Below are 20,454 nucleotides of genomic sequence, written 5' to 3'. Positions count from 1 at the left end.
TGCTGCCGAGACGTATCGTATACGCCTGCTAGTTGCAGGTTAGCATGTTGCAAGCCTGAGGTTGAAAGTTGATGGAAACTCAACATTCAACACTCAACATTCAAAACTAAAACCTGCCTACTGCCCACTGGTTCCGAGAAATCGCGCAACCTTGAACATATCAATCGCGTGGCGGGTCGCGCCGTTGATTGACAGGTCGGCCAGAATTTCGCCGACGACGCTGGCGAACTTGAAGCCATGGCCCGAGCAGGGCGAGCCGATGACCACTTGCGGATAGCGCGGGTGCAGATCTATCAGGAAGTGCTGGTCGGGCGTGAGCGTGTACATGCAGGTGCTGGTCGCAAGCAGCTTGCCCTGCGCCACCGCCGGCACACGCTCGGCCATCCACCCGCGAATGCGCGCCACTTCTTCGTCGTGTACCTGCCGGTCAATCGTTTCGGGCGTGCACTCGGGGCCGAAATTGTGGAAGGCGACTTTCACGCCATACGGTGTGCCGGGCAGCATCGGGAAGCCATAGAACGACATGCGCTCCTCGCCTTCCCAGATGTAAATCGGGCAGCGGTCGGGGTGGAAAGGCGCGGGGTCGCCGGTTGGCTCGAACCAGTACAGCACATTGCGCTGGGCGTGCAGCGGCAGATTCAGGTCGGCCAGCAGGCGGCCCGCCCACACGCCCGCCGTCACAACCAGCCGCTCGGCCTCGTAGCTGCCACGATCAGTTGTTACGCGCACGCCGCCTGCGGGCGTGGCTTCCCATTCGAGCACGGTTTCTTCATAGTGCAGCTCCGCGCCGTGCGCAGCGGCCAGCTTGAGGTGGGCGTTGATGCTGGCCTCGGGGAAGACCACGCCGCCGCGCGGCTCGTACAGCGCCTTGATATTCGGGCCGGGCGTGAACTGCGGGAAGCGCCGGTTGATCTCGGTCGAATCAAGTATTTCGAACTCAAGATTGTATTCGTTGGCGCTGCGCACACTGCCGCTGAACACGCGGCTGTTCGCCAGGCCAAGCATCAGCCCGCCCGTCAGGGTCAGCAGCTTCTCGCCCGATTCGTGCTCGGCCGCTTCCCACAGCTCGTAGGCGCGCAGCAGCAGCGGCACATAGCCGGGGTCTTCGAGGTAGGCCAGGCGAATGATGCGCGACTGCCCGTGGCTGGAGCCCTGGTCGTGTGCGGGCAGAAACTGTTCGAGCCCGAGCACGCGCTGGCCACGCGCGGCAAGCTGGTAGGCGGTGGTGCTGCCCATCGCGCCCAGGCCGAGCACAATAACATCGTAGGTCGTGCCCATGCGTCGCTTCCTTCTTTCAAGTGCTAGCGGAAACTGCGGATGGCCTGCCAGCGCCCGGCCAGCTCATATTCATAGTATTTGGTGGTGTGCAGCTCAAGTGGCCCAGTAGACAGCCCGCCCGGCAGCATGCCGTTGTGCAGGCGAATCGAGCTGTAGAACTGCGGCGCAAGGTCGCGTGCGACATAGGCGTGCTTCTGGCTGGCCCGCCAGTGCTCGATGCCCTCGGTATGTTCGAGCAGCACCATATTTGCCCAGTTGCCGTCAGGCATTTCCAGCGAGCTATAGCTCAGCACGTAAGTATGAACCAGGAATTCCTGCAGCAGCTCGGTGTCGACATCCTGCAAAATCGCCGGGCTGGCATCGCCGCGCTTGCTGCCGAAAAAGCCCACCAGTGCCAGCTCAACGCTGCCCAGCAGCGCGGCGCGTGAAAGGATGACCATGCGGTGCAGGCGCGCGCCGTCTTCGGGCACGGTTTGGATGTACAGCTCGCGGCTCAGCGGGTCGCTCGGGCCAATGTCGGCGTCGCGCAGTGTTTCGAGCAGGCGCTGGCGCATGTAGCGCAGAATGGTGGCGTCGGCGTGGCTGTGCTGGGGGTTGGTGAACGTGCGGCCGGGCAGTTCCTCGGTGGCATTCAGGCGGGCCAGTTCGGTCATGGTCATAGCTGCACCTCATTCACAGGCTTCACGGTCTTGGTGAAACAGGTTGAGCGCTGCTTTGCGGGCATGGCGCGCACATCATTGTGGCCGGAAAACGATCTGGTTGGCGGCGAGGGCGGTGGCGCGCACATCATTGTAATCGATATCGCGTATGGCGACGAATCGCGCCAGCTGGCCCAGCGCCAGCGCCCGCCGTCCAGCTTCGGTGGTGTGCATGCCCAGCAGCGCCGCGCGCAAACGTTCCTGCATGGCGGGCGGCACATGCCGCGCCACGGCGGCGGGCGGGATGCTGTGCGGGCCAAGCGTCTCGACCACGCGCACCCGCGCAACCAGCTCGGGCTGGCGTGCGCGCTCCAGGTCGAGCACGGTGCTGTCGATTGCGGCGGCGTCGGCTTCGCCGGCGGCAACCATTTCAAGCGAGCGGATGTGCCCGCCCGAGGCTTGCGTGCTTCCGCAGAAATCGCCAGTTTCGCCCAGCGCGGCCAGGTGCGCGCGCAGCACGGCATAGCCCGAAAACGAGCCTGCGTCGTTGAACAGCCAGCGCGCGCCACGCAGGTCGGCAAAGCGCCCAAACGAGCTGCTTGCCGGCACGATCACGTCGGAATAGTAGATCGGCCTGCCAGCGTAGCGCGGCGCGGCCATTACCGGCGCAGCCAAAAGCGCCAAATGGGTATTCTTCTGCGTGTACAGCAGGCCGCACAAAAAGCCCACGTCGGCCGCGCCCGTGTCGAGCATGCGCTCCTGTTCCTGCCATGTCACGCCTTCCACCAGCTGCGCCGGCAATCCCGCTTCTTCGCTCAGGTAGCGCGCGATGGCGTGGTGGAGCGGGCGGGCGTTTTCGGCCAGGAGTGAAACAATCGTGAAAGGTTGCATTGTGCCCCCTGATACAGCGTGTATTGGCACGGGCGGAAATACTTTTGACACTTGGGCAGCGTGCCGAGCAACAACTCTGTAAACGCGATTGAGCGCATGAGAAAGCGATAAACGTGTGCTACGAAGCCCAGCCGTTTCCTGACCGCCGAGATGGGCATGTGCCGAACATCCTTGCCTAGACGCTGTGTATCAGCACATGGTATGGTTGCCCTGGTTAAAAAGTGGTTAATCGGGGAGCGATCATCCGCCTGCCCGAAACGGTCAGTGATGTGCGTGTAATGTTTGTGGCCATAACCCAAACCGCACTCGCCACGACATGTATCAAGAGCGCCCGCACTGGCCGATGGAAAGAGGAGGAAAACAGTATGCCAGCACAACGCCCTGCTAAGCGTCCAACCCGTCGCGTCATTCTTTCGAAAATCATGATTGTCGTGTTTGCGCTTGCCGCGATTATTGGCGGCAGCGAAGCACTCAATCACCGCTCCGAGTCGCTGGTTCAGTTTACCACCTACGCGCTGGTTGAACTGCCCGATACCTCGGCGCTGGCCCGCCAGCCCGCCGTGGTTGTTCAGCAGGTTCAGCCGTCGCGCTAGCGAGAAGGAGCATTCTTATGGCTTTGCAAACAACTGCGCGGCCCGCGAAAGGGCGAGCCGCTACGCCGGCAGTCACGCCGACTGCAAAAGGGCGGGCCACGACGCCAACGCCCGCGCGCCCAGCCACCACGCCGCCGACCATCGAACCCATTCCCATACCGCTCGGTTTGCGCGTAGTGCGCGTGGTGGCGTTCGCCAGCGTCAGCAGTATTCTGCTGCTGGCCACACTGCCAATGTGGGCGCCGTCCGGCCCGATCCCGGTGCCCTCGCTCACGCCCGCCGGCTACCTGATGCTGGCGCGGATGGGTGGCTTTGTCGCCTACACCTTGCTGTGGCTGTCGATGGCCCTGGGCATCAGCATCACCAGCAAGCTGGCGCGCATGTGGCCGGGCGGCCCGGCAGCAGTCGATGTGCACCAGTATGTCAGCCTGCTCGGCATCGGCTTTACGCTGCTGCATGTGCTTTCGCTGCTGGGGAACGCCGCGCTTGGCTACACGATCGCGTCGGGGCTGCTGCCCTTCTGGGGTTCAAGCTACCGCCCGTTCTGGATGGGCCTGGCCGGCAAGATCGGGCTGTACCTGATGCTGATCGTCGGCCTGAGCTTTTTCGTGCGGGCGCGGCTGGGCCACAAACTCTGGCGCGCCATTCACAGCCTGAGCTTTGTGTCGTTCCTGCTCTCGCTCACGCACGGCATGGCCGCCGGCACCGACACACCATCGTGGTGGGTATCTGGCTTCTACATCGGCAGCATGGCGATTTTGCTGGCGCTGCTGGCGCACCGGCTATGGGCCGCGCGCAAAACTGCCACAGCAGGCAAAACTGCCAAGGCCAGCAAAGCACCTGCCGCACAGCCGGAAGCGTAATCGCCTGCGCGTCCATTCAACTTCACTTCAACTTCACTGCAAGGAGGACTTCCATGGCCTACGTGATTACCGAAGCGTGTATCGAAACCAAAAACGCGGCTTGCTCGTCGGTCTGCCCGGTCGATTGCATCTACGAAGGCGACGATCAGTTCTACATCAACCCGGATGAGTGCATCGACTGTGGCGCGTGCGAGGCCGAGTGCCCGGTGAGTGCGATCTTTGCCGACCGCGCGCTGCCCGCCGAGATGCGCGGCTACGCTGAGAAGAACCGGGCCTATTTCTAGAATTACGCCTTTCCAACTTTGCCACAAAGACACGAAGACGCAAAGACTTACCTTCTTTGGTCTTCGTGTCTTTGTGTCTTCGCGGCAAAACTTCACGCGACGGGTTAGTGCATTGTCAAGAAAGCGGCGCGAAAATCAGGAAAGAATTTCCGCATTGTAATCACCAAACCCTAACCCCTAACCCCCACGCAGCAGGCTACACCATAAACGACGCCGGGAAGCTCGGGTCGGTGAGCGCAGGCCGGTCGAGCCGGAAGGTGTCGAGCGGGTAGGCTGCCTCGCCTTCAAGCGCAAGCTGGCTGAGAATCTGGCCGATCAGGCTGGCGAACTTAAAGGCGTGGCCCGCGCCAATCGCCACCGCAATCTGCGGGTGCTCGGGCAGCGTGTCGATGATAAAATCGCGGTCAGGTGTGAGCGTGTACAGGCAGGTTTTGGTGTACAGCTCGCTGCCTGCGCCGCCTGGGATGTAGGTTTCCATGAAGCGCTGCAGGTCGGCGCGCGAGCGCGGGTTTACGTCAAATGTGCGCGTGTCGGCAGTCACAACATCGCCGCCCACGTCCTGCCCGGCCTTGATCGCCACTTCACCGTGGATGGGGAAGCCATAGAAGCAATCGCGCGCGCCGCCGTGCCAGATCCAGATCGGGAAGCGCTCGGGCGCGAAATCGCGCAGCTGCTGTGGCTGGAAGTAGGTGACCTGCTCCTGCGTCACGGTGAGCGGCAGGTTGATGCCGGCCTCGCGCAGCACCTGATTGCTCCACGCGCCCGAGGTCACCACCACGCGGCGGGCGTGAAACGTGCCCGCGTCGGTGTGCACCTCCGCGCCATCCGGCACGGGCGTGATCGCGCGCACGGGCGTGCTGGCGAGGATGGTCGCGCCGCGCGCGCGTGCCAGCGCGGCGTGGACGGCGTTGGCCTTGCGCGCATCCACCAGGCCGCTTTCGGGCTGGAACAGCGCCTGCACGCTGTCGGGCAGGCTGAACTGCGGCCAGCGCGCCATCACCTCGGCGGCGCTGAGCGCCTCGTAGGGAATGCCAGCCGCGCGCATTGAGTCGGCGTAGTGGTTGATATACTGCTGCCCGCCCGCGCCCACCAGCTCAAGGTCGAGCCCGCCGGTAATCGTTCGCAGCCGCACGCCCGACTCTTCCTCGACTGCTGCCCAGGCGGCGTACATCGCGCCGGTAAGCGCCGTGTAGGCGGGGGTGTGGTAGGCGCGGCGAATGATGCGCGAGTGATCCTGCGACTCGCCGCGGTCGTGCCCCAGCGCGAACTGCTCGATGCCAAGCACCTCGCTGCCCGCCATGCGCGCGAGCCAGTAAGCGGCGGCGCTGCCAATTCCGCCGCAGCCAACGACGATATATTCGTAGGCGGTTTTCATTGGTACCCTTCTATTTCGGCTCGTTTGGGGGCGTATCGCATACGCCCATATAGGTCGGGGCCTGTGCGGCCCCGTGCCCTTACGTTTGCCTTGCGGCGAATGCCTGTCGGGGGCTACGCGCCCCCGCGCCCCGCGGCAAGAGGCCGCCGCCGGCCTCCTGCACCTCGCCGCCGGGGCATTGCCCCGGACCCCAAAAAGAGCGTGGTAAACATGCGAAAGGCTTGTTGTCATGCCTCCGTTATGCCAGAAAGCAGGCATCGAACGAGATAGCCAAACTGAATTGAAAGGCTTGCACGTTACAAGATGAATTGCTCGTTGTCATGCCTCCGTTGTGCCACAAAGCTGGCATCGGACGAAAGAGCCACGGCTGTATAAAAGGCCTGCACGCTGCGAATGACTTATTCTTATGCTGCCGGCCTTAAGCATAACGGAGGCATGACACACAAAATTTGAAACGCTGACCACATCAAATTTGGGGTCCAGGGGCGAAAGCCCCGGCCGGGGTGCTGGGGCGGGAGCCCCAGCGGCCTTGCGGCCCGAGCAATCAGCCTTGCACACGAGCAAACACTGAAAAGCGCATTCCTGCGGCTTTGCGGCCCGAGTAAACGCTGAAAAGCGCACTCCAGCGGCCTTGCGGCCCGAGCAAACTGCTTTGAATACGAGCAGGCACCAAAAAAGAGCATTCTTGTGGCCTTGCGGCCTGAGCAAACGGGCTTGCACACGCGCAAACGCTGAAAAGCGCACTCCAGCGGCCTTGCGGCCCGAGCAATCAGCCTTGCACACGCGCAAACGCTGAAAAGCGCACTCCAGCGGCCTTGCGGCCCGAGCAAACGGGCTTGCGGCCCGAGCGCTACACCAACTCGCGCTTGCGCCGCTCCACATACTCATTCAGCGCCTCTTCCACGCCCGGGTCGATTGGCGGCTTCTCGTAGGCGTTCAGCAGCTCCTTCCAGATGCGGTTAGCGCGCTGCGCCGCGTCGAGCCGCCCGGCGTCTTCCCACTGCCCAATGCTCAGCCGGTCGCTGATGATCGGGCGGTAGAACTCGGTCTGGTAGCGCCCAATCGTGTGCTCAGTGCCGAAGTGGTGCCCACCCGGCCCGACCGCCTTGATCGAGTCGAAGGCCAGCGTGTCGGAGCTGACCTCGACGCCGCCAAACAGGTGCTGCATCATCGCCAGGCCCTCGACGTCGAGGATGAGCTTTTCGAACGAGGCGACCAGGCCGGATTCGAGCCAGCCGGCGGCGTGCTGCACCCAGTTGGTGTGGCTCATCACCGTGGGCCACAGGCACATTTGCGTCTCGTAGGCGGCCTGCGCGTCGGGCACCTTCGAGGTGTTCAGGCCACCCGAGCCACGATAGGGCAGGCCATAGCGGCGGGCCAGCTGCGCACCGGCGAAAAAGGCCCACGCGCCCTCGGGCGTGCCAAACGCCGGGCTGCCGCTGGTCATGTCGGTGTTGGTGGTGAAGCCGCCGTAGATGATCGGCACGCCGGGGTTGACGATCTGCGCCAGCGCGATTCCAGCCAGCGCCTCGGCATTCTGCTGCGCGACGGCGGCGGCCATCGTGATTGGGCTCATTGCGCCGGCCAGGATGAAGGGCGTGACTACCAGTGGCTGTCCGCCGCGCGCGTAGGTCAGGATGCCGCCGATCATGCTGGTGTCCCAGCGCAGCGGGCTGTTCGCGTTCACAATCGCGGCGAACACTGGCTCGCGCCGCAACGCATCCATGCCACCGAACGCGATCGCCGCCATCTCCAGGCAGTCGGACGCGACCTTGCGGCCGTGGGCGGCCTGCGCCACTGGCTTGTCGCTCAGCGTGAAGATTGCGCGCCCGCGCTCAAGGTGGCGCATCTGCACTGGGATGTCCTGCGGCTCGGTGATCTGGCTTTCGAGCACATGGATGGGGTTGCACATATGCACCAGCTTCATCAGCTTGTGCACATCCGCGAGCGTGCCGGGCCGCCGCCCATTGTCGAGGTCGGCGGCAAAGGCGGTGCCGCTGGTGCTGACAAAGGCAATATTGTTGCCGCCCACGCGCAGGTTCTTGGCCGGGTTGCGCGCGCGCAGCGTGAACTCGGCCGGCGCCTTGCCCACCGCGTCGAGCAGCAGGTTGCGGTCGATCCACACGTGCTGGTTGGCGTGGTCGACCTTCGCGCCGGCCTGCTCCCAGATGCTGAGCGCCTCGTCGTCGAGGAAGTCGAGGCCGATTTCTTCGATGATGCGCATCGACGTTTCGTGAATCTGCTCGATCTGCTCGGCCGAAAGCATCTCAATCGGTGGCAGGTTGTTGCGCAGCTGGCGAAACGGCAGCTGCTCCAGCGGCGAGCGCTTGCGCAGTTCACGCCGCGCGTTGCGGCGGTCGGAGGCGGCACGGGTTGTCATAATGTTTCTTTCTTGATGTATTATTACGTTTGAGCGTTGTGCGCAATTTCGCATTTCAACGTCGTGCATTTTGCCTGCGGCAGCAAGGTATTTTGATTATTTTATGTACAATTTTCCGCGCATAGCGCGGAAAATTGTACATAAGAGGAACAAGAACAGCCTACTGCCCGCCGCGATTGGTAATTCGCGCGCCCTGGTTTGCGCAGATGCTGCCCATAGCGGTGCCGCCGAACAGCCCAATCGCGTTGGCAAGCGTGCGGCGCAGCTCACGGCTTGGCCCGCCGCCCTGGATCAGCCCGAACAACGCCAGGCCGGCCGGTGCGCGCCCGCACACCCGCGCGCCGTGCGCCCGCATGATGTCGAGCAGCTTCTGCTCGTCGTCGCTGAGCGGGGCGTGCGCGCCGGCCCGTTCGAGCGCGGCGGCATTGTGCTGCTGAAGCGCGGCCAGCGCGTCGGCGAAGGCACCGATGTCGTCGGCGGCAACGGCGGCAAACAGCGCATTGCCAAGCGCCGCGCCGTCATCGGCGCTGGCTGTGGCAGCCAGCAGCGCGCCGCGCCGCTGCGCTTCCAGCATTTCGTCGGTGCCGACAGTCAGGCGTGGCAGCACGAGCACCCAGATCCAGGCGTTGTCTTCGTCGTGGGCGATCTCGGCGCGGCGGGCAAGCTGGCCGTCGGCGGCGACTTGCAGCAAGCCGCCATGCGCGAAGGCGTGCAGCTCCAGCGCCTCGGGACGGCTCAAACCGGCGGCGTCGGCAAGCCCAGCCGCGTCGGTGGCAGGCTGCCCGTGCAGCGCAAGGAGCGCCTGCGCGACGCTCAGGCCCAGCATTCCAGCCGAACCCAGGCCCATCAGGCTGGGAATCGCCAGCTCGATCTCGATGTCGCCCTGCGCTGGCAGACTCAGCCGCTCCACGGCGCGCGCGGCCTGCTGGTTCGCAAGGTCGGCCCGCCCGCCAGTGGCGAGCAGCTGCGCGGCGCTGCGCGCATCGAGCTGGATGGGCGGATGCTGGAGCGCAATGCCAATCTGCTGGGGCTGACCATCGACCGGCACCGCGCCAAGCAGCAGGCAGGCCGGGGAAATAAGTGTCAGGTTCATATGCTTTTCTGTTGTGGCTATTCCATTGTTCCGGCGTGGAAGCGCAGCGGCTCCAGCACGTCCCAGTCGATTGTGACGCCCAGACCCGGCGCGTCGGGCATGGTGATCGTTGCCTCAGCGTCTGGCAGGATGGGCTGCGGCAGGATGTAGTCGCGCCGTTCGGGCGTCCAGCCCGGCGGGTCGAGCGGGTATTCGATGAATGGCGCGGTTGAAACGGCCGCGCAGACATGCAGGTTCGCCAGCAGCACCAGGCCGTCGCCCCAGGTGTGCGGCGAGTAGATCGCCCCGGCGGCCTGCACCTCGCCGGCAAGCTGGCGCGCGCGCAGCACGCCGGTGCTCCACACGACATCGCACTGATACACGTCGAACGAGCCGTGGCGCAGGTATTCGCGCAGCTCGGCATACTCGCGGTTGCCCTCGCCGCCCGCGATGCGCAGGCGCGCGCGCCGCCGCAGATCGGCCAGCCCGGCGTAGTCGTGGCGGTGCAGCGGTTCTTCGAGCCAGTACACGCCCAGCTCGGCCAGCGCATCGGCCATCCACAGCGCCGTCTTGAAATCCCAGGTCGGCGCGGCATCCCACGGCATCTGCCAGCCCTGGTTGGCATCGACCAGAATGTGCATGTCGGGGCCGATTGCCTCGCGCACCGCCCGCACCACCGCCAAGTCGTCGCGCGGGTCGGCGGCGTGAAAGCGCACCTTGAGCGCGGGAAAGCCCAGGGCGCGCAACTGGCGGGCCGATTCGGCGCGCTCGGCGGGTGGGCGGCGCTCGCCACACGAGGCGTACATCCGCACGCAGTTGCTGCGCCCGCCGAGCAGCTTCCACACTGGCTGCCCGCTGATCTTGCCCATCAGGTCCCACAGCGCGACCTCCAGCGGCCACATGCGCCCGTAGTGGAATTGCAGGTTGTCGAGAATGCGGACGTGCCGCTCGATTGCGAACGGGTCGTGCCCGACGAACAGGTGCTCGTGGCCGGCAAAACCAAGCATGGCGTCGCCCGAGCCCACGCCCTCGTAGCTGCCGGCGCGCACGCGCACCAGCGTGGCGGTGTGGCTTGTGCGCGGCCGCGGATCCCACGATGCGTGGAAGGGCGGGTCGAGCGGCAGGCGGTAGTGGCGAATTTCGATTGAGTCGATGTTCATAGTTCAAATGTCTGTTGAATATATGGTTGCGCCTGCGCGGCGGGCGGCAGGGCGCTCCCGTGCGCCCTGCACCCACGGCCGGGGCTTTGCCCCTGGACCCCAAAATGGCCTTGTCTCAGTTTCGGCGTCAGGCGCTCATGCCCCGCAGAATTGAGAAATTTCTTGCCTACCCAAGATTTTTTTCATGTGCGGGGCATGAGCGCAAAGCATTTCGCATAAGGACTCGGTCGTTATCTCATGTCTCGCGTCTTAAACTCTGTGCCTCTGTGTCTCTGTGGTGAATAGGTATGGTGGCCGCCCAGGCACTAGAACGCCGCGCGATACATCCCTTCCATCACGTCTTCGTTCACGGTGCGCGGGTTGGTCCACCAGTTCAGGTCGACGGTGTAGGAAAGCTTTGCCATCGGCTTGATCATCGCGTCGGTGACGCCAACGTCGCGCAGGCGCGTTGGCAAACCCACATCCTTCGCAAGCTGCGCGACCGCCTCGACGGCGCGCTCGGCGCGCTGGCGGGTGCTGCCTTCGGCGGGCACGCCCAGCGCCGCGCCAACGCGGGCGTAGCGCTCATATGCGCCGGGCAGGCTGTAGGCCATCTGGTGCGGCAGCATGATCGAGTTTGCCAGGCCGTGCTGCACATTCGCCACGCCCGAAAGCTGGTGCGCCAGCGAGTGGCACGCGCCCAGCCACTTCGAGCTGATCGCCACGCCGCCGATGTAGGCCGCCTGGGCCATATCCGTCCGCGCTGCACGATTATCGCCGCGCACGACCGCGATGGGCAGGCTGCGCCCAACCAGCTCGATACCATATAGAATCATCGGGTCGAGCACGGGGTTGTCGTTGGTGGAAACATACGCCTCGATGCAGTGGGTCAGCGCGTCCATGCCGGTGGCGGCGGTCAGGAAGGGCGGCAGCGTCAGCATCAGCTCGGGGTCGATGATTGCCATGGTTGGCACCGAGCGCGGCCCGCCCACGCCAAACTTGAACTTGTCGGCTTCGTCGGTGATGACCGCCCAGGGCGTGACCTCTGCGCCGGTGCCTGCTGTCGTGGGAATGGCGATGTAGGGCGGCAGCGCCTTGGGGTGTGGCCGTGCCTTGTCGCTCATGCGGTAGGCGTACTCGGCAACGCGCCCCTCGGCGGGCCCGCCCGCGACCATGCGCAGCGCCTTGGCGGTGTCGAGCCCACTGCCGCCGCCAATGCCCACAATCAGGTCGGCACCGCTCCCGCGAAAGGCCGCCACTGCCGCATCGACCGAGCCGGTGCTGGGGTTGGGTTCGACCTTGTCGTAGAGCGTACAGGCGATCTCGGCGGCCTTGAGCGAGGCCAGCACCGGCTCGATCAGCCCGGCCTTGACGACGCCCGGATCGGCCAGCACAAAGACATGGCGCGCATCTTCGGCCCGCGCTTCCTGCCCGACGCGGCTGGCGCTGCCGGCGCCGAAGTAGACTTGCCCGGGCCAGATGTAGTAGGATGGAGTGGTCATGAAACCGGCGCCTTTCTGTAGCGTGTTCAGGAGTCAGGGGTCAGAAGTCAGGGGTCAGTATGCCATGGCTTTCTATGATCGGTCAGTTCATAGTAAGAGTATTGAGCTGTAGAACACATAGTACGTTTTGCCTCTGTGATCTCTGTGCGCTCTGTGGCTCTAACTCATCGGCGTGACGATTATGGCGGTTTGAGATCTGGCCGGGCGCATCGCCTCGTATAATCGGCAGGCGAGCCAAGCGGATGGAGCAGCGATGGAACGTGGCGTACGAATTCGACCCTGGCGCATTGTGGCGGGCGTGGCCGCGCTGATCGCCCTGCTTGGCGCAATTGCGCTGGGCGTGCTGCTGTACCGCACCTTCCAGGCGATCAACTACCCCGGCGCGACGCACGTTTCGGACGAAACGCTCACGCGCTACTCGCCGAATTTCGTGATTCGCCGCACTTCGGTCTTCCGCACCACCGACGCCTTCAACAAAGTCTATAACTGGTACTCAGTGCGCTTCTCGCTCGGGCCGGAATCCTACGCGCAGAGCAACTGCATCCTGATGAGCAAATCGAGCACGCGCGGCTGGGGCCTGGAAGAGCAGATGAGTGTGATGCTGTGCGGCACCCCCAACGACCAGATGATGTTTGTGATGCGCTCGTTTATGCTGCGCTACCCGAAATTGTGAGCGGTTGGCAGTCGCCCGTATCCACGCGGCAGCAGGCAGGTGAGCCGCGACGACCGACAACCGACGACGGACCGCCATTCAGCATTCCCCAAACCCCAACCCCTATCCCCGCGCGCCTGCGGCGCGCTAGGGCTGGTGCGTTTCGCGGATGTCGATCAGCTCTTGCCCGTCGATGGTTTTCAGCACATCGATCAGCGCGTCGCGGCTGGCGTGGCGCACCTTCAGCACCAAATCCCAGCGGGAAGGGTCTTTGGGCGTGCGCACGCTGCCCAGCGCCATAATGCCCCAGCCATTGCTGGAAATCGCGTGGATGACCTTGCGGAACTCGCCGTCGCGGTCGGGCACGCGGATCACCACGCGCCAGCCCGCGTCGATCGCGCCCAGCAGGTTGCGCAGCTCGATCAGCAGGTCGGTTTCGGTAATAATGCCCACCACAATGCCGCCATTTTCCACCACCGGCACGCCGCTGATCTTGTGCGAAATCATCAGGTCGGCGGCTTCTTCGATGGTGGCGTCGGGTGCGATGGTGTGCAGGTCGCTGCCGCTAATCATGACCTTGCCGACGGTCAGGTCGGTCAGGTAGCGCGACAGCTCCCACGGGTCGAGGCTGCCAACCTGCTCGGGGCGAATGGCCAGGCGCTGGCGCGTGATCATACCCACCAGGCGCTTGCCGTCGCCCACCACGGGCAGGTGGCGAATGTTGTTGTCGGCCATGAGCTTCTGCACCTCGACCACCCGGCGGCCGGGCTCGATCATGATCGGGTGGCGCGTCATGTAATCTTTGACCAGCATGCGTTCTGCCTCATTCGTGCAAAGCGAATTGCCGAGAATTTGAGAACTTGGACTGCTCGCTAGAAGTTCGGCCCTGGTTTTGATGACCGACGACCGACCACGGACGACAGGTGTGTGGTCGCTTGTCCGTGGTCATTCGGCAATCAGCAATGGATTTCCGCAGCAGTGCAATCCCTAACCCCTATCCCCCAACCCCCGCGCTGCAAGCGCGCTAGGTAGTTTCTTCCTGCACCACCGGGTCGAGCGTGCGCAGCGTTTCGAGCGGGATGTGGCACAGAATGCGGTGGCCGTTGCCGGCATCCTGGAACGGCGGCTCCTGCGTCGCGCAGATTGCGCCGCCGTCGGGCAGCATCTGGCGGCGCGGGCAGCGCGTGTGAAAGCGACAGCCGCTCGGCGGGTTCAGCGGGCTGGGCACGCTGCCTTCCAGGCGAATATGCTTCTGCTCGACACTCGGGTCGGGGATGGGCACCGCCGCCAGCAGCGACTCGGTGTAGGGATGGTAGGGCGGCGCGTAGATCGCTTCAGCCGGGCCGATTTCGACCACCTGGCCGAGGTACATCACCGCCACGAAATCCGAGAAGAAGCGCACCACGCTCAGGTCGTGCGCAATAAAAATCATGGTGGTGCCGTGCTCGCGCTGAATTTCGAGCAGCAGGTTGAGCACCGCCGCCTGCACCGACACGTCCAGCGCCGAGACCGGCTCATCGCACAGCACCAAGTCGGGCCGCCCGGCAAAGGCGCGCGCAATGCCGATGCGCTGTTTTTCCCCACCCGAAAGCTGGCGCGGTCGCCGGTCGTAGTAGTGCTCGTCGAGCTTCACGGCTTGCAGCAGGCGAATAACCTCGTCGCGCACCTGATTGCCCGGCACGACCTTGAAGCGCTTGAGCGGGCGCTCGATCTGCGTGCCAATGCTGTAGCTCGGGTTCATGGTCGCGTCGGGGTTCTGGAAGACCATCTGCAGCTCCTGAATGAGCGACAGATCGCGCTGGCTGGCCTTGCGCGTCAGGTCGAAGCCCAAGAACTCGACCGTGCCGCCGCTCATGTCTTCCAGGCCGATGATCGTTTTGATCAGGGTGCTTTTGCCGCAGCCCGACTCGCCAACCACGCCCAATGTTTTGCCGGGCGGCAGCGTGAAGCTTACGCCATCGACGGCTTTGACATACTCTTTTGGCCCCAGGCCGATCATGCTGAGTGGCGAGGTGCTGCCGCCGCTGTGGCGGTAGTAGGTTTTCAGCCCTTCGACGTCGAGCAGCGGGCTTGGGCGCTCGGGGTTCGCGGCCATTGGCACCAGCGGGATGGCGTCGGCGGGCGGCTGCCACGCGCGCGCGTCGATCTCTTCGGCAAAGAGGCAGCGGCTCTGGTGCTGGCGGCCCAGCTCGCGCAGCGCGGGGCGCTCGGCGCGGCAGGCGTCGCGGGCGTAGTCGCAGCGCGGCTCGAACACGCAGCCGGGTGGCAGGCGGTCGGGCGCGGGCACGCGGCCACGGATGGGGTAGAGCAGGCTGCCAGCCTTGTCGGAGCCGAGGCGCGGCACGCAGCGCATGAGGCCCTGCGTGTAGGGGTGGCGCGGGTTGGCGAAAATTTCCTGCGTGCTGGCCAGCTCGACCAGCTCGCCGGCATACATCACGCCCACGCGGTTGCTCACGCGCGCGATCACGCCCAGGTTGTGGCTGATGAACAGGATCGCTGTGTCGAAGTCGCGTCGCAGGTCGGCAATCAGGTCGAGCACCGCCGCCTCGACGGTGACGTCCAGCGCAGTGGTCGGCTCGTCCATGATCAGCAGGGCCGGGTTGTTCAGCAGCGCCATGGCGATCACTACGCGCTGCTGCTGGCCGCCCGAAATCTGGTGCGGGTAGCGACTCAGCACCTTCTCGGGGTCGGGCATATACACGCGGCGCAGCATCTCAATGCAGCGGGCGCGCGCCTCGGAGCGGTCGATGCCGCGGTGCACGGTCAGCACCTCGGTCATCTGGTCGCCAATGCGCAGCACCGGGTTGAGCGAGGTCATCGGGTCCTGGTAGACCATGGCGATCTGGTCGCCGCGCAGCTTGCGCAATTCTTCGGGCGTGCGGCCCACCAGCGACTCGCCCTGGAAAATAATGTCGCCCTTGACGATCTTGCCGTTGCGGCCCAGGTAGTTCACCAGCCCGTAGGACACGGTGCTCTTGCCGCAGCCCGATTCGCCCACCAGGCCGAGCGTTTCGCCGCGAAAGATCTCGAACGATACGTCGCGCACCGCATTCACATCGCCGTTGCGCGTTTCATAGGCAATCGCCAGGTTATCGACCTTGACGACCGGCTGATCCATTTTGCCAGGAGTGCGGATCATAGCTCTTCCCTTTGTCAGCGGCTGCCATGGTGCAGTCGGCACGTGGCAGTTGGCAGCGAGCTTCGTGAAAACCGATGCTGTACCTGCCAACTGCAGACTGCACGCTGCTACCTGTACCGTCCCAGCTCTTCCTGAAGCCCATCGGCCAGCAGGTTCAGGCCCACCACCAGCATGGCCGTGGCGGCCGAGGCCCACAGCGCATCCCACGGGTGGCCGGCCTGAATGAACTTGCGCCCGGCGTTGACAATGCTGCCCCAGTCGGGCGAGGGCGGCGGCAAACCCAGGCCCAGGAAGCCGAGCGTGCCGATCGCGAACACCGCGTAGCCCACGCGCAGCATAGCGTCGATCAGGATGGGCCCGCGCGCATTCGGCAGAATTTCGACAAACATGATGTACCAGGGGCTTTCGCCGCGCGTCTGCGCCGCCGCCACATAGTCGCGGGTTTTGATGTCGAGCGTGAGGCTGCGCACCAGGCGCGCAATGCCCGGCGCGCCGGCAATCGTGATCGCCAGCACCACGTTCAGCGCCGACGGCCCAAGCGCCGCGATAATCACCAGATACAGCAGAATTTGCGGGAAGGCCATCAGCGCGTCAAGAATGCGCATCACGATTTCGTCGACCAGCCCGCCATAGTAGCCCGCGATGAGCCCAAGCGTGCCGCCAACGATCAGCGAGATTCCGACCGAGATTGGCGCGAGCAGCAGGATGATGCGCGCCCCGTGCGCCAGGCGTGCCCACAGATCGCGGCCGAGCCGGTCGGTGCCGAGCCAGTGGTCGGCAGACGGCGGCTTGAGGTTCGCGCCACGGAACTGCTCCAGCGGCGAGTAGCGCGCCAGCAGCGGCGTGGCCTGGTAGTCGGAGCCGCCGACCCAGCAGGCCGGCTGCACCAGGCAGTCGTCGGCGAAGAGCGCGACGATTACCCAGAAGCTCACCAGGGCCAGGCCGACCATCGCGGTGCGCGAGCGCGTCAGGATGCCGAATGCGGCCCGCACTTTCTGCCAGCGGCTCGGCCGTGGTGGCGCGGCAACGCGGCTTGTCTGCTCGATAGCTGCCATAAAATCACCTCGGTGGGGGGCTAGGAGGTCGGGGTCAGGGGTTGGGAGTGCAACCCCTGTTTCCCATTGCCTAAGCCCTACGCGTAGCGAATGCGCGGGTTCAGGTAGGTATAGATCAGGTCGGCAAAGAGCTGCGTGCCGACGGCAATAAATACCAGCAGCATCGCGGCCGCCTCGATCGCGAACACGTCTTTGAACAGGGCAGCTTCCATCACATAGCGGCCCAGGCCCGGGAAGCCAAACAGCGTTTCCACCACCACAATGCCGCCGATCAGCCAGTTGACATGCAGGATGATGATCGTGATCGGTGCCATCAGGGCGTTGCGCAGCGCGTGGCGCATGACGATCCGCCAGCGCGGCAGGCCCTTGAGCGTGGCAGTGCGGATGTAGTTGGTGCGCATCACTTCGACCATGCTGGCGCGCGTAATGCGCAGCACATAGCCCAGCTCAATCAGCGTCAGTGTGGCGATGGGCAGAACGAGCATGCGCGGGTTGGCGAACACGCTGCTGTCGCTGGTGGTGACAACCGCGCCGGGGAACCAGCCCAGCCAGTTCGAAAAGATCAGAATCAGGAACACGCCACTCGCAAATTCGGGCGTGGCAGTGGCCACCAGGCTGCTGATCGACAGGAGCCGATCCAGCCAGCGGCCTTCGTTCAGGCCGGCCAGCACGCCCAGCGCAAGGGCCAGCGGCATCACAATAATAAAAGCAATGCCGGCCATAAACAGCGTGTTCAGCGCGCGCGGCAGCAGCGTTTCGGCCACCGGGCGGCGCGTGAAGAAGGAGATGCCCGGGTCGCCGCGCAGCAAGCCGAACTGCAAGGGGATGTAGGCGCGTGGCGCGCCCTTCGAGGTCGTCCAGCCGGCTTTTTGCGGCGTCCACGATTCGACCTGCACACCCTTCACCCACATGCCGGCGTGGCCTTCGCGGTCGACGCCCCAGAAGATCTGCTGGCCGTCGCTGTCGGCTTTCCAAACCTCGGGGCCAAGCGCCACTGTGCGCGTGCTGCCGTCGGCCTGCAGCTCAACGCGCTGCATGGTTTCGCTGTCGTCGGTGTAGTTCTGGTACAGCGTGCCGTTCGCATCGACGCCCCACCAGTTATAGCGATTGTTGGTTGCGTCGAAATAGCGCTGCACCGAGGTGCCGACCCGGCTGGCGGCCTGCCAGTCGCTGCCGAACAGCCAGCGCACATAACGCGTTATAACCGGCTGATCGAGGCCATTTTGCGCGTTAAACGAGGCTTCCTGCTCGGGTGTGATCGTGTTGCCGAGCGAGTTGCGCGCAATGTTGCCGGGCGCAAGCTCGGAGATAGCGAAGATCGCCATCGAGACGGCAAAAAGGGTCAGAATCAGGAAAAAAATGCGGCGCAGAAGAAATTTTGCCATGACGCCCCCCAGCTGAAAGGCTGATCGTCAATGTGCAGATTGCAGACCGGGCACTGCCCAATCTGCAATCTGCGATTTCCGAAGGATGTTATGCGGCCTTCTTGTCGGGGTCGAGCCAGATCTCGCGCCAGATCTGGTAGTGCGTGGGGTGGGCTTTGATATCCTGAATCACCGGGCTGTAGATGTTCCACACGCTCTGCCACCATGCGATGGCGATCGATCCGCGCTCCATCTGGATGCGCTCGATGTCCTTCATGATTGCTTTGCGTGCTTCGACGTCGAGCGTGCCCTGGGCCTTTTTCAGCAGCGTCGAGAATTCCTCATCGACCCAGCGGCTCTCGTTCCACGGCACCGGCTCGCCCTTGGAGTCGGCAATGTAGGCCAGCGGCAGCACCATCACGGCCAGCGGGCGGTGCGTCCAGGGCGTAATGCCCACCGGCGTCTCGGTCCATTTGTCCCAGTAGGAGTTGTTGGGCATGGTGTCGAGCGAAATGTCGAAGCCGGCGTCCTTGGCGGTTTCCTTGAGGTTTTCGGCATAGGCCACCACGTCGGTCCAGCCCGTGCCAACCGAGATGCTCATCTTGACCGGGGTGGCAACGCCAGCCTCGGCCAGCAGCGCCTTGGCCTTCGCGGGATCATACTTGGGCAGGTCGATTGGCGCATACTCGGGGTGAACCGGCGAGGCGTGGAAGTCGCCGCCCAGCTCGCCCTGGCCGAAGTAGGCTTTGTCGAGAATGGCCTGGCGATCCTGCGCGAGCTTGAGCGCCTGGCGAACCTTCACGTCCTTCCAGGGGTCCTGGTCGACACGCACGCGCAGCACGCGCACCTGCGAGGTCGTGATCGGGTCGACCTTGACCTTGGCGTTGTCTTTCAGCGCGGTGTAGGTGTCGACCGTCGGGTCGTAGATTGTGTCGATCTGGCCGTCGAGCAGCGCCGAGACATAGGCCGTCTGGTCGTTGCCGAGGTCGATATACTCGATCCCGTCGAGGTAGGGCAGCGGCTGGCCGTCGGCGCCGTTCTGCCAGTAGCCTTCGCGCTTCGAGACCTTGACGCGCTCGCCAACCTTGAACTCATCCAGCTTCATCGGGCCGGTGCCAGGGTTCTTCAGCGTCGTCAGGTCGCCATTGAAGCTGCGGTGCATGATCTGGGCCGGGTAGTGGAACAGGGTCTCGGGCACGTCGAGCTTGGGCGCATCGAGCATGAGCTGCACGGTGTTCGCATCCACGGCCTTGACGTTTTCGATCTTCAGGAAGCCTTCCCAGAGGCCCAGGATCGACGACTTGGTTTCGGGCTTGAGCCATTCCTTGAAGTTGAACAGCACATCTTCCGAGGTGAAATCGTCGCCGTTCGACCACTTGATGCCCTTGCGGAGATTCAGCGTCCAGACGGTCAGGTCGTCGTTGGGCTTCCAGCTGTCGAGCAGGTATGGCCGCGTGATATTGTCGGGGCCGGTTTCGGTGAGGTACTCGTAGACCTGGCGGAACTCGTTCGAGTCGAACACCCACGAGAAGCGCGCCGGGTGATCGACGGCCGGCACCTGAATGCCGACTTTCAGCACGCCGCCGCGCTTGATGCCGCCGGCCGCCATCTGGGCTGCTGTGGGCGCTGCCGCCGCTGGCGCTGCGGTTGCTGCCGCTGCCGGGGCGGGTGCTGCCGTGGGTGCCGCCGAGCCGGGCTGCTGGGGTGCGCCGCCGCAGGCCGCCAACGCATATGCCGAGCCTGCGCTCACGCCAAGTAGCGTCACGACGCGCAAAAACTCGCGCCGGCTGATGCGCCCCTGGCGGAGCTGCTCCTGCATTTCGGGGACGGCTGGGTGGATTCGATCCGTGCGCTTGGCCATCTGGTGACTCCTTTCGGTGGAACCTGTATCGCAGATGCAGCGCGCTTGCGCCGCAGCTGAGGCAAAAGGCGCGGGCAGCCGGCCGGGAGTGCCCCAGGCCGAGCGGGCCGGATATTCGAACCAGTGCCGACGTGGCAGATCAAGATATTGCTATGCGGTGAAAAGTAGTATATCATGTGGTTGCGGATATTGCAATATATGTTGTGAATATTGCAACTCGCTCCCTCGCCGGGCCGGGGTACACTCAACAAACGGCTTGTTCTGTTTGTGCCGATTTTAGCCTCACACCGCGCAGCGTACCTGAAACATATTTGTCACGAGCCGTCGGTCGTCGCAGGGCGCGCGCGCGCCCAGCAGCGGGAGATGCC

17 protein-coding genes are annotated in these 20,454 nt (G+C 64.3%); 4 read left to right on the top strand and 13 right to left on the bottom strand.

What is annotated here, in order from left to right; translation table 11 throughout:
- Positions 1 to 117: 117 nt before the first annotated feature.
- The 3 genes from solA (M1P90_RS10850) to M1P90_RS10840 form a co-directional block, all read right to left on the bottom strand.
- Entirely contained in the window at positions 118 to 1,278 is a 1,161-nt protein-coding gene (gene solA, locus M1P90_RS10850) for an N-methyl-L-tryptophan oxidase (protein ID WP_483702641.1), read from the bottom strand.
- A 23-nt stretch (positions 1,279 to 1,301) separates the two neighbouring features.
- Positions 1,302 to 1,937, bottom strand: coding sequence for a hypothetical protein (locus M1P90_RS10845; protein WP_483702640.1), 636 nt, complete (start codon positions 1,935 to 1,937; stop codon positions 1,302 to 1,304).
- 75 nt (positions 1,938 to 2,012) lie between these two features.
- Entirely contained in the window at positions 2,013 to 2,807 is a 795-nt protein-coding gene (locus tag M1P90_RS10840; protein WP_483702638.1) for a PhnD/SsuA/transferrin family substrate-binding protein, read from the bottom strand.
- A gap of 365 nt (positions 2,808 to 3,172) precedes the next feature.
- Between M1P90_RS10840 and M1P90_RS10835 the strand changes: the two genes are divergently transcribed.
- The 3 genes from M1P90_RS10835 to M1P90_RS10825 are packed head-to-tail and all read left to right on the top strand — an operon-like array spanning position 3,173 to position 4,547.
- Entirely contained in the window at positions 3,173 to 3,400 is a 228-nt protein-coding gene (locus M1P90_RS10835) for a hypothetical protein (RefSeq protein ID WP_483702637.1), read from the top strand.
- A 17-nt stretch (positions 3,401 to 3,417) separates the two neighbouring features.
- Positions 3,418 to 4,263 carry a ferric reductase-like transmembrane domain-containing protein gene (locus M1P90_RS10830; RefSeq protein ID WP_483702636.1) on the top strand — a complete coding sequence of 282 codons (846 nt, stop codon included), beginning with the start codon at positions 3,418 to 3,420 and terminating at the stop codon, positions 4,261 to 4,263.
- Positions 4,264 to 4,316: 53 nt separating this feature from the next.
- The gene (locus tag M1P90_RS10825) at positions 4,317 to 4,547 is read left to right on the top strand and encodes an indolepyruvate ferredoxin oxidoreductase subunit alpha (protein ID WP_483702634.1); all 231 of its coding nucleotides are present in this window, start codon (positions 4,317 to 4,319) and stop codon (positions 4,545 to 4,547) included.
- A gap of 196 nt (positions 4,548 to 4,743) precedes the next feature.
- Here the strand turns inward: M1P90_RS10825 and solA (M1P90_RS10820) are convergent, their stop codons facing one another.
- The 5 genes from solA (M1P90_RS10820) to M1P90_RS10800 all read right to left on the bottom strand — a co-directional run bounded on the left by solA (M1P90_RS10820) (position 4,744) and on the right by M1P90_RS10800 (position 12,015).
- The gene (gene solA, locus M1P90_RS10820; RefSeq protein ID WP_483702633.1) at positions 4,744 to 5,922 is read right to left on the bottom strand and encodes an N-methyl-L-tryptophan oxidase; all 1,179 of its coding nucleotides are present in this window, start codon (positions 5,920 to 5,922) and stop codon (positions 4,744 to 4,746) included.
- An 850-nt stretch (positions 5,923 to 6,772) separates the two neighbouring features.
- Positions 6,773 to 8,302, bottom strand: coding sequence for a trimethylamine methyltransferase family protein (locus tag M1P90_RS10815; protein WP_483702631.1), 1,530 nt, complete (start codon positions 8,300 to 8,302; stop codon positions 6,773 to 6,775).
- Positions 8,303 to 8,462: 160 nt separating this feature from the next.
- Entirely contained in the window at positions 8,463 to 9,395 is a 933-nt protein-coding gene (locus M1P90_RS10810) for a hypothetical protein (RefSeq protein ID WP_483702630.1), read from the bottom strand.
- A 17-nt stretch (positions 9,396 to 9,412) separates the two neighbouring features.
- Complete coding sequence (locus M1P90_RS10805) at positions 9,413 to 10,534, bottom strand: mandelate racemase/muconate lactonizing enzyme family protein (protein ID WP_483702629.1); 1,122 nt, start codon at positions 10,532 to 10,534, stop codon at positions 9,413 to 9,415.
- Positions 10,535 to 10,839: 305 nt separating this feature from the next.
- Positions 10,840 to 12,015, bottom strand: a complete 1,176-nt coding sequence (locus M1P90_RS10800; protein ID WP_483702628.1) for an iron-containing alcohol dehydrogenase — start codon at positions 12,013 to 12,015, stop codon at positions 10,840 to 10,842.
- Between the two features lie 253 nt (positions 12,016 to 12,268).
- On the opposite strand from M1P90_RS10800, the gene M1P90_RS10795 reads away from it, so the two are divergent.
- Entirely contained in the window at positions 12,269 to 12,688 is a 420-nt protein-coding gene (locus tag M1P90_RS10795; protein WP_483702627.1) for a hypothetical protein, read from the top strand.
- 126 nt (positions 12,689 to 12,814) lie between these two features.
- Here M1P90_RS10795 and M1P90_RS10790 read toward each other — a convergent pair whose 3' ends face one another.
- From M1P90_RS10790 to M1P90_RS10770, 5 genes are all read right to left on the bottom strand, one after another.
- Entirely contained in the window at positions 12,815 to 13,480 is a 666-nt protein-coding gene (locus M1P90_RS10790) for a CBS domain-containing protein (RefSeq protein ID WP_483702626.1), read from the bottom strand.
- A gap of 211 nt (positions 13,481 to 13,691) precedes the next feature.
- Entirely contained in the window at positions 13,692 to 15,806 is a 2,115-nt protein-coding gene (locus M1P90_RS10785; protein ID WP_483702625.1) for a dipeptide ABC transporter ATP-binding protein, read from the bottom strand.
- Between the two features lie 107 nt (positions 15,807 to 15,913).
- Positions 15,914 to 16,861 (bottom strand): ABC transporter permease, encoded by a 948-nt coding sequence (locus M1P90_RS10780; RefSeq protein WP_483702624.1) that lies wholly within the window; start codon positions 16,859 to 16,861, stop codon positions 15,914 to 15,916.
- A gap of 77 nt (positions 16,862 to 16,938) precedes the next feature.
- Complete coding sequence (locus tag M1P90_RS10775; protein ID WP_483702623.1) at positions 16,939 to 18,246, bottom strand: ABC transporter permease; 1,308 nt, start codon at positions 18,244 to 18,246, stop codon at positions 16,939 to 16,941.
- Between the two features lie 88 nt (positions 18,247 to 18,334).
- Positions 18,335 to 20,086, bottom strand: coding sequence for an ABC transporter substrate-binding protein (locus M1P90_RS10770; protein WP_483702622.1), 1,752 nt, complete (start codon positions 20,084 to 20,086; stop codon positions 18,335 to 18,337).
- Positions 20,087 to 20,454: the final 368 nt, after the last annotated feature.

It is taken from the genome of Kouleothrix sp. 19917 (assembly GCF_057073505.1).
The sequence above is the reverse complement of the archived record's forward strand: the minus strand, read 5'-3'. Positions and strand labels throughout refer to the sequence as shown.

Bases quoted from the DNA above. Each gene is read 5' to 3' on its own strand.
- solA (WP_483702641.1), bottom strand. From the start codon at position 1,278: ATGGGCACGACCTACGATGTTATTGTGCTCGGCCTGGGCGCGATGGGC.
- M1P90_RS10845 (WP_483702640.1), bottom strand. From the start codon at position 1,937: ATGACCATGACCGAACTGGCCCGCCTGAATGCCACCGAGGAACTGCCC.
- M1P90_RS10840 (WP_483702638.1), bottom strand. From the start codon at position 2,807: ATGCAACCTTTCACGATTGTTTCACTCCTGGCCGAAAACGCCCGCCCG.
- M1P90_RS10835 (WP_483702637.1), top strand. From the start codon at position 3,173: ATGCCAGCACAACGCCCTGCTAAGCGTCCAACCCGTCGCGTCATTCTT.
- M1P90_RS10830 (WP_483702636.1), top strand. From the start codon at position 3,418: ATGGCTTTGCAAACAACTGCGCGGCCCGCGAAAGGGCGAGCCGCTACG.
- M1P90_RS10825 (WP_483702634.1), top strand. From the start codon at position 4,317: ATGGCCTACGTGATTACCGAAGCGTGTATCGAAACCAAAAACGCGGCT.
- solA (WP_483702633.1), bottom strand. From the start codon at position 5,922: ATGAAAACCGCCTACGAATATATCGTCGTTGGCTGCGGCGGAATTGGC.
- M1P90_RS10815 (WP_483702631.1), bottom strand. From the start codon at position 8,302: ATGACAACCCGTGCCGCCTCCGACCGCCGCAACGCGCGGCGTGAACTG.
- M1P90_RS10810 (WP_483702630.1), bottom strand. From the start codon at position 9,395: ATGAACCTGACACTTATTTCCCCGGCCTGCCTGCTGCTTGGCGCGGTG.
- M1P90_RS10805 (WP_483702629.1), bottom strand. From the start codon at position 10,534: ATGAACATCGACTCAATCGAAATTCGCCACTACCGCCTGCCGCTCGAC.
- M1P90_RS10800 (WP_483702628.1), bottom strand. From the start codon at position 12,015: ATGACCACTCCATCCTACTACATCTGGCCCGGGCAAGTCTACTTCGGC.
- M1P90_RS10795 (WP_483702627.1), top strand. From the start codon at position 12,269: ATGGAACGTGGCGTACGAATTCGACCCTGGCGCATTGTGGCGGGCGTG.
- M1P90_RS10790 (WP_483702626.1), bottom strand. From the start codon at position 13,480: ATGCTGGTCAAAGATTACATGACGCGCCACCCGATCATGATCGAGCCC.
- M1P90_RS10785 (WP_483702625.1), bottom strand. From the start codon at position 15,806: ATGATCCGCACTCCTGGCAAAATGGATCAGCCGGTCGTCAAGGTCGAT.
- M1P90_RS10780 (WP_483702624.1), bottom strand. From the start codon at position 16,861: ATGGCAGCTATCGAGCAGACAAGCCGCGTTGCCGCGCCACCACGGCCG.
- M1P90_RS10775 (WP_483702623.1), bottom strand. From the start codon at position 18,246: ATGGCAAAATTTCTTCTGCGCCGCATTTTTTTCCTGATTCTGACCCTT.
- M1P90_RS10770 (WP_483702622.1), bottom strand. From the start codon at position 20,086: ATGGCCAAGCGCACGGATCGAATCCACCCAGCCGTCCCCGAAATGCAG.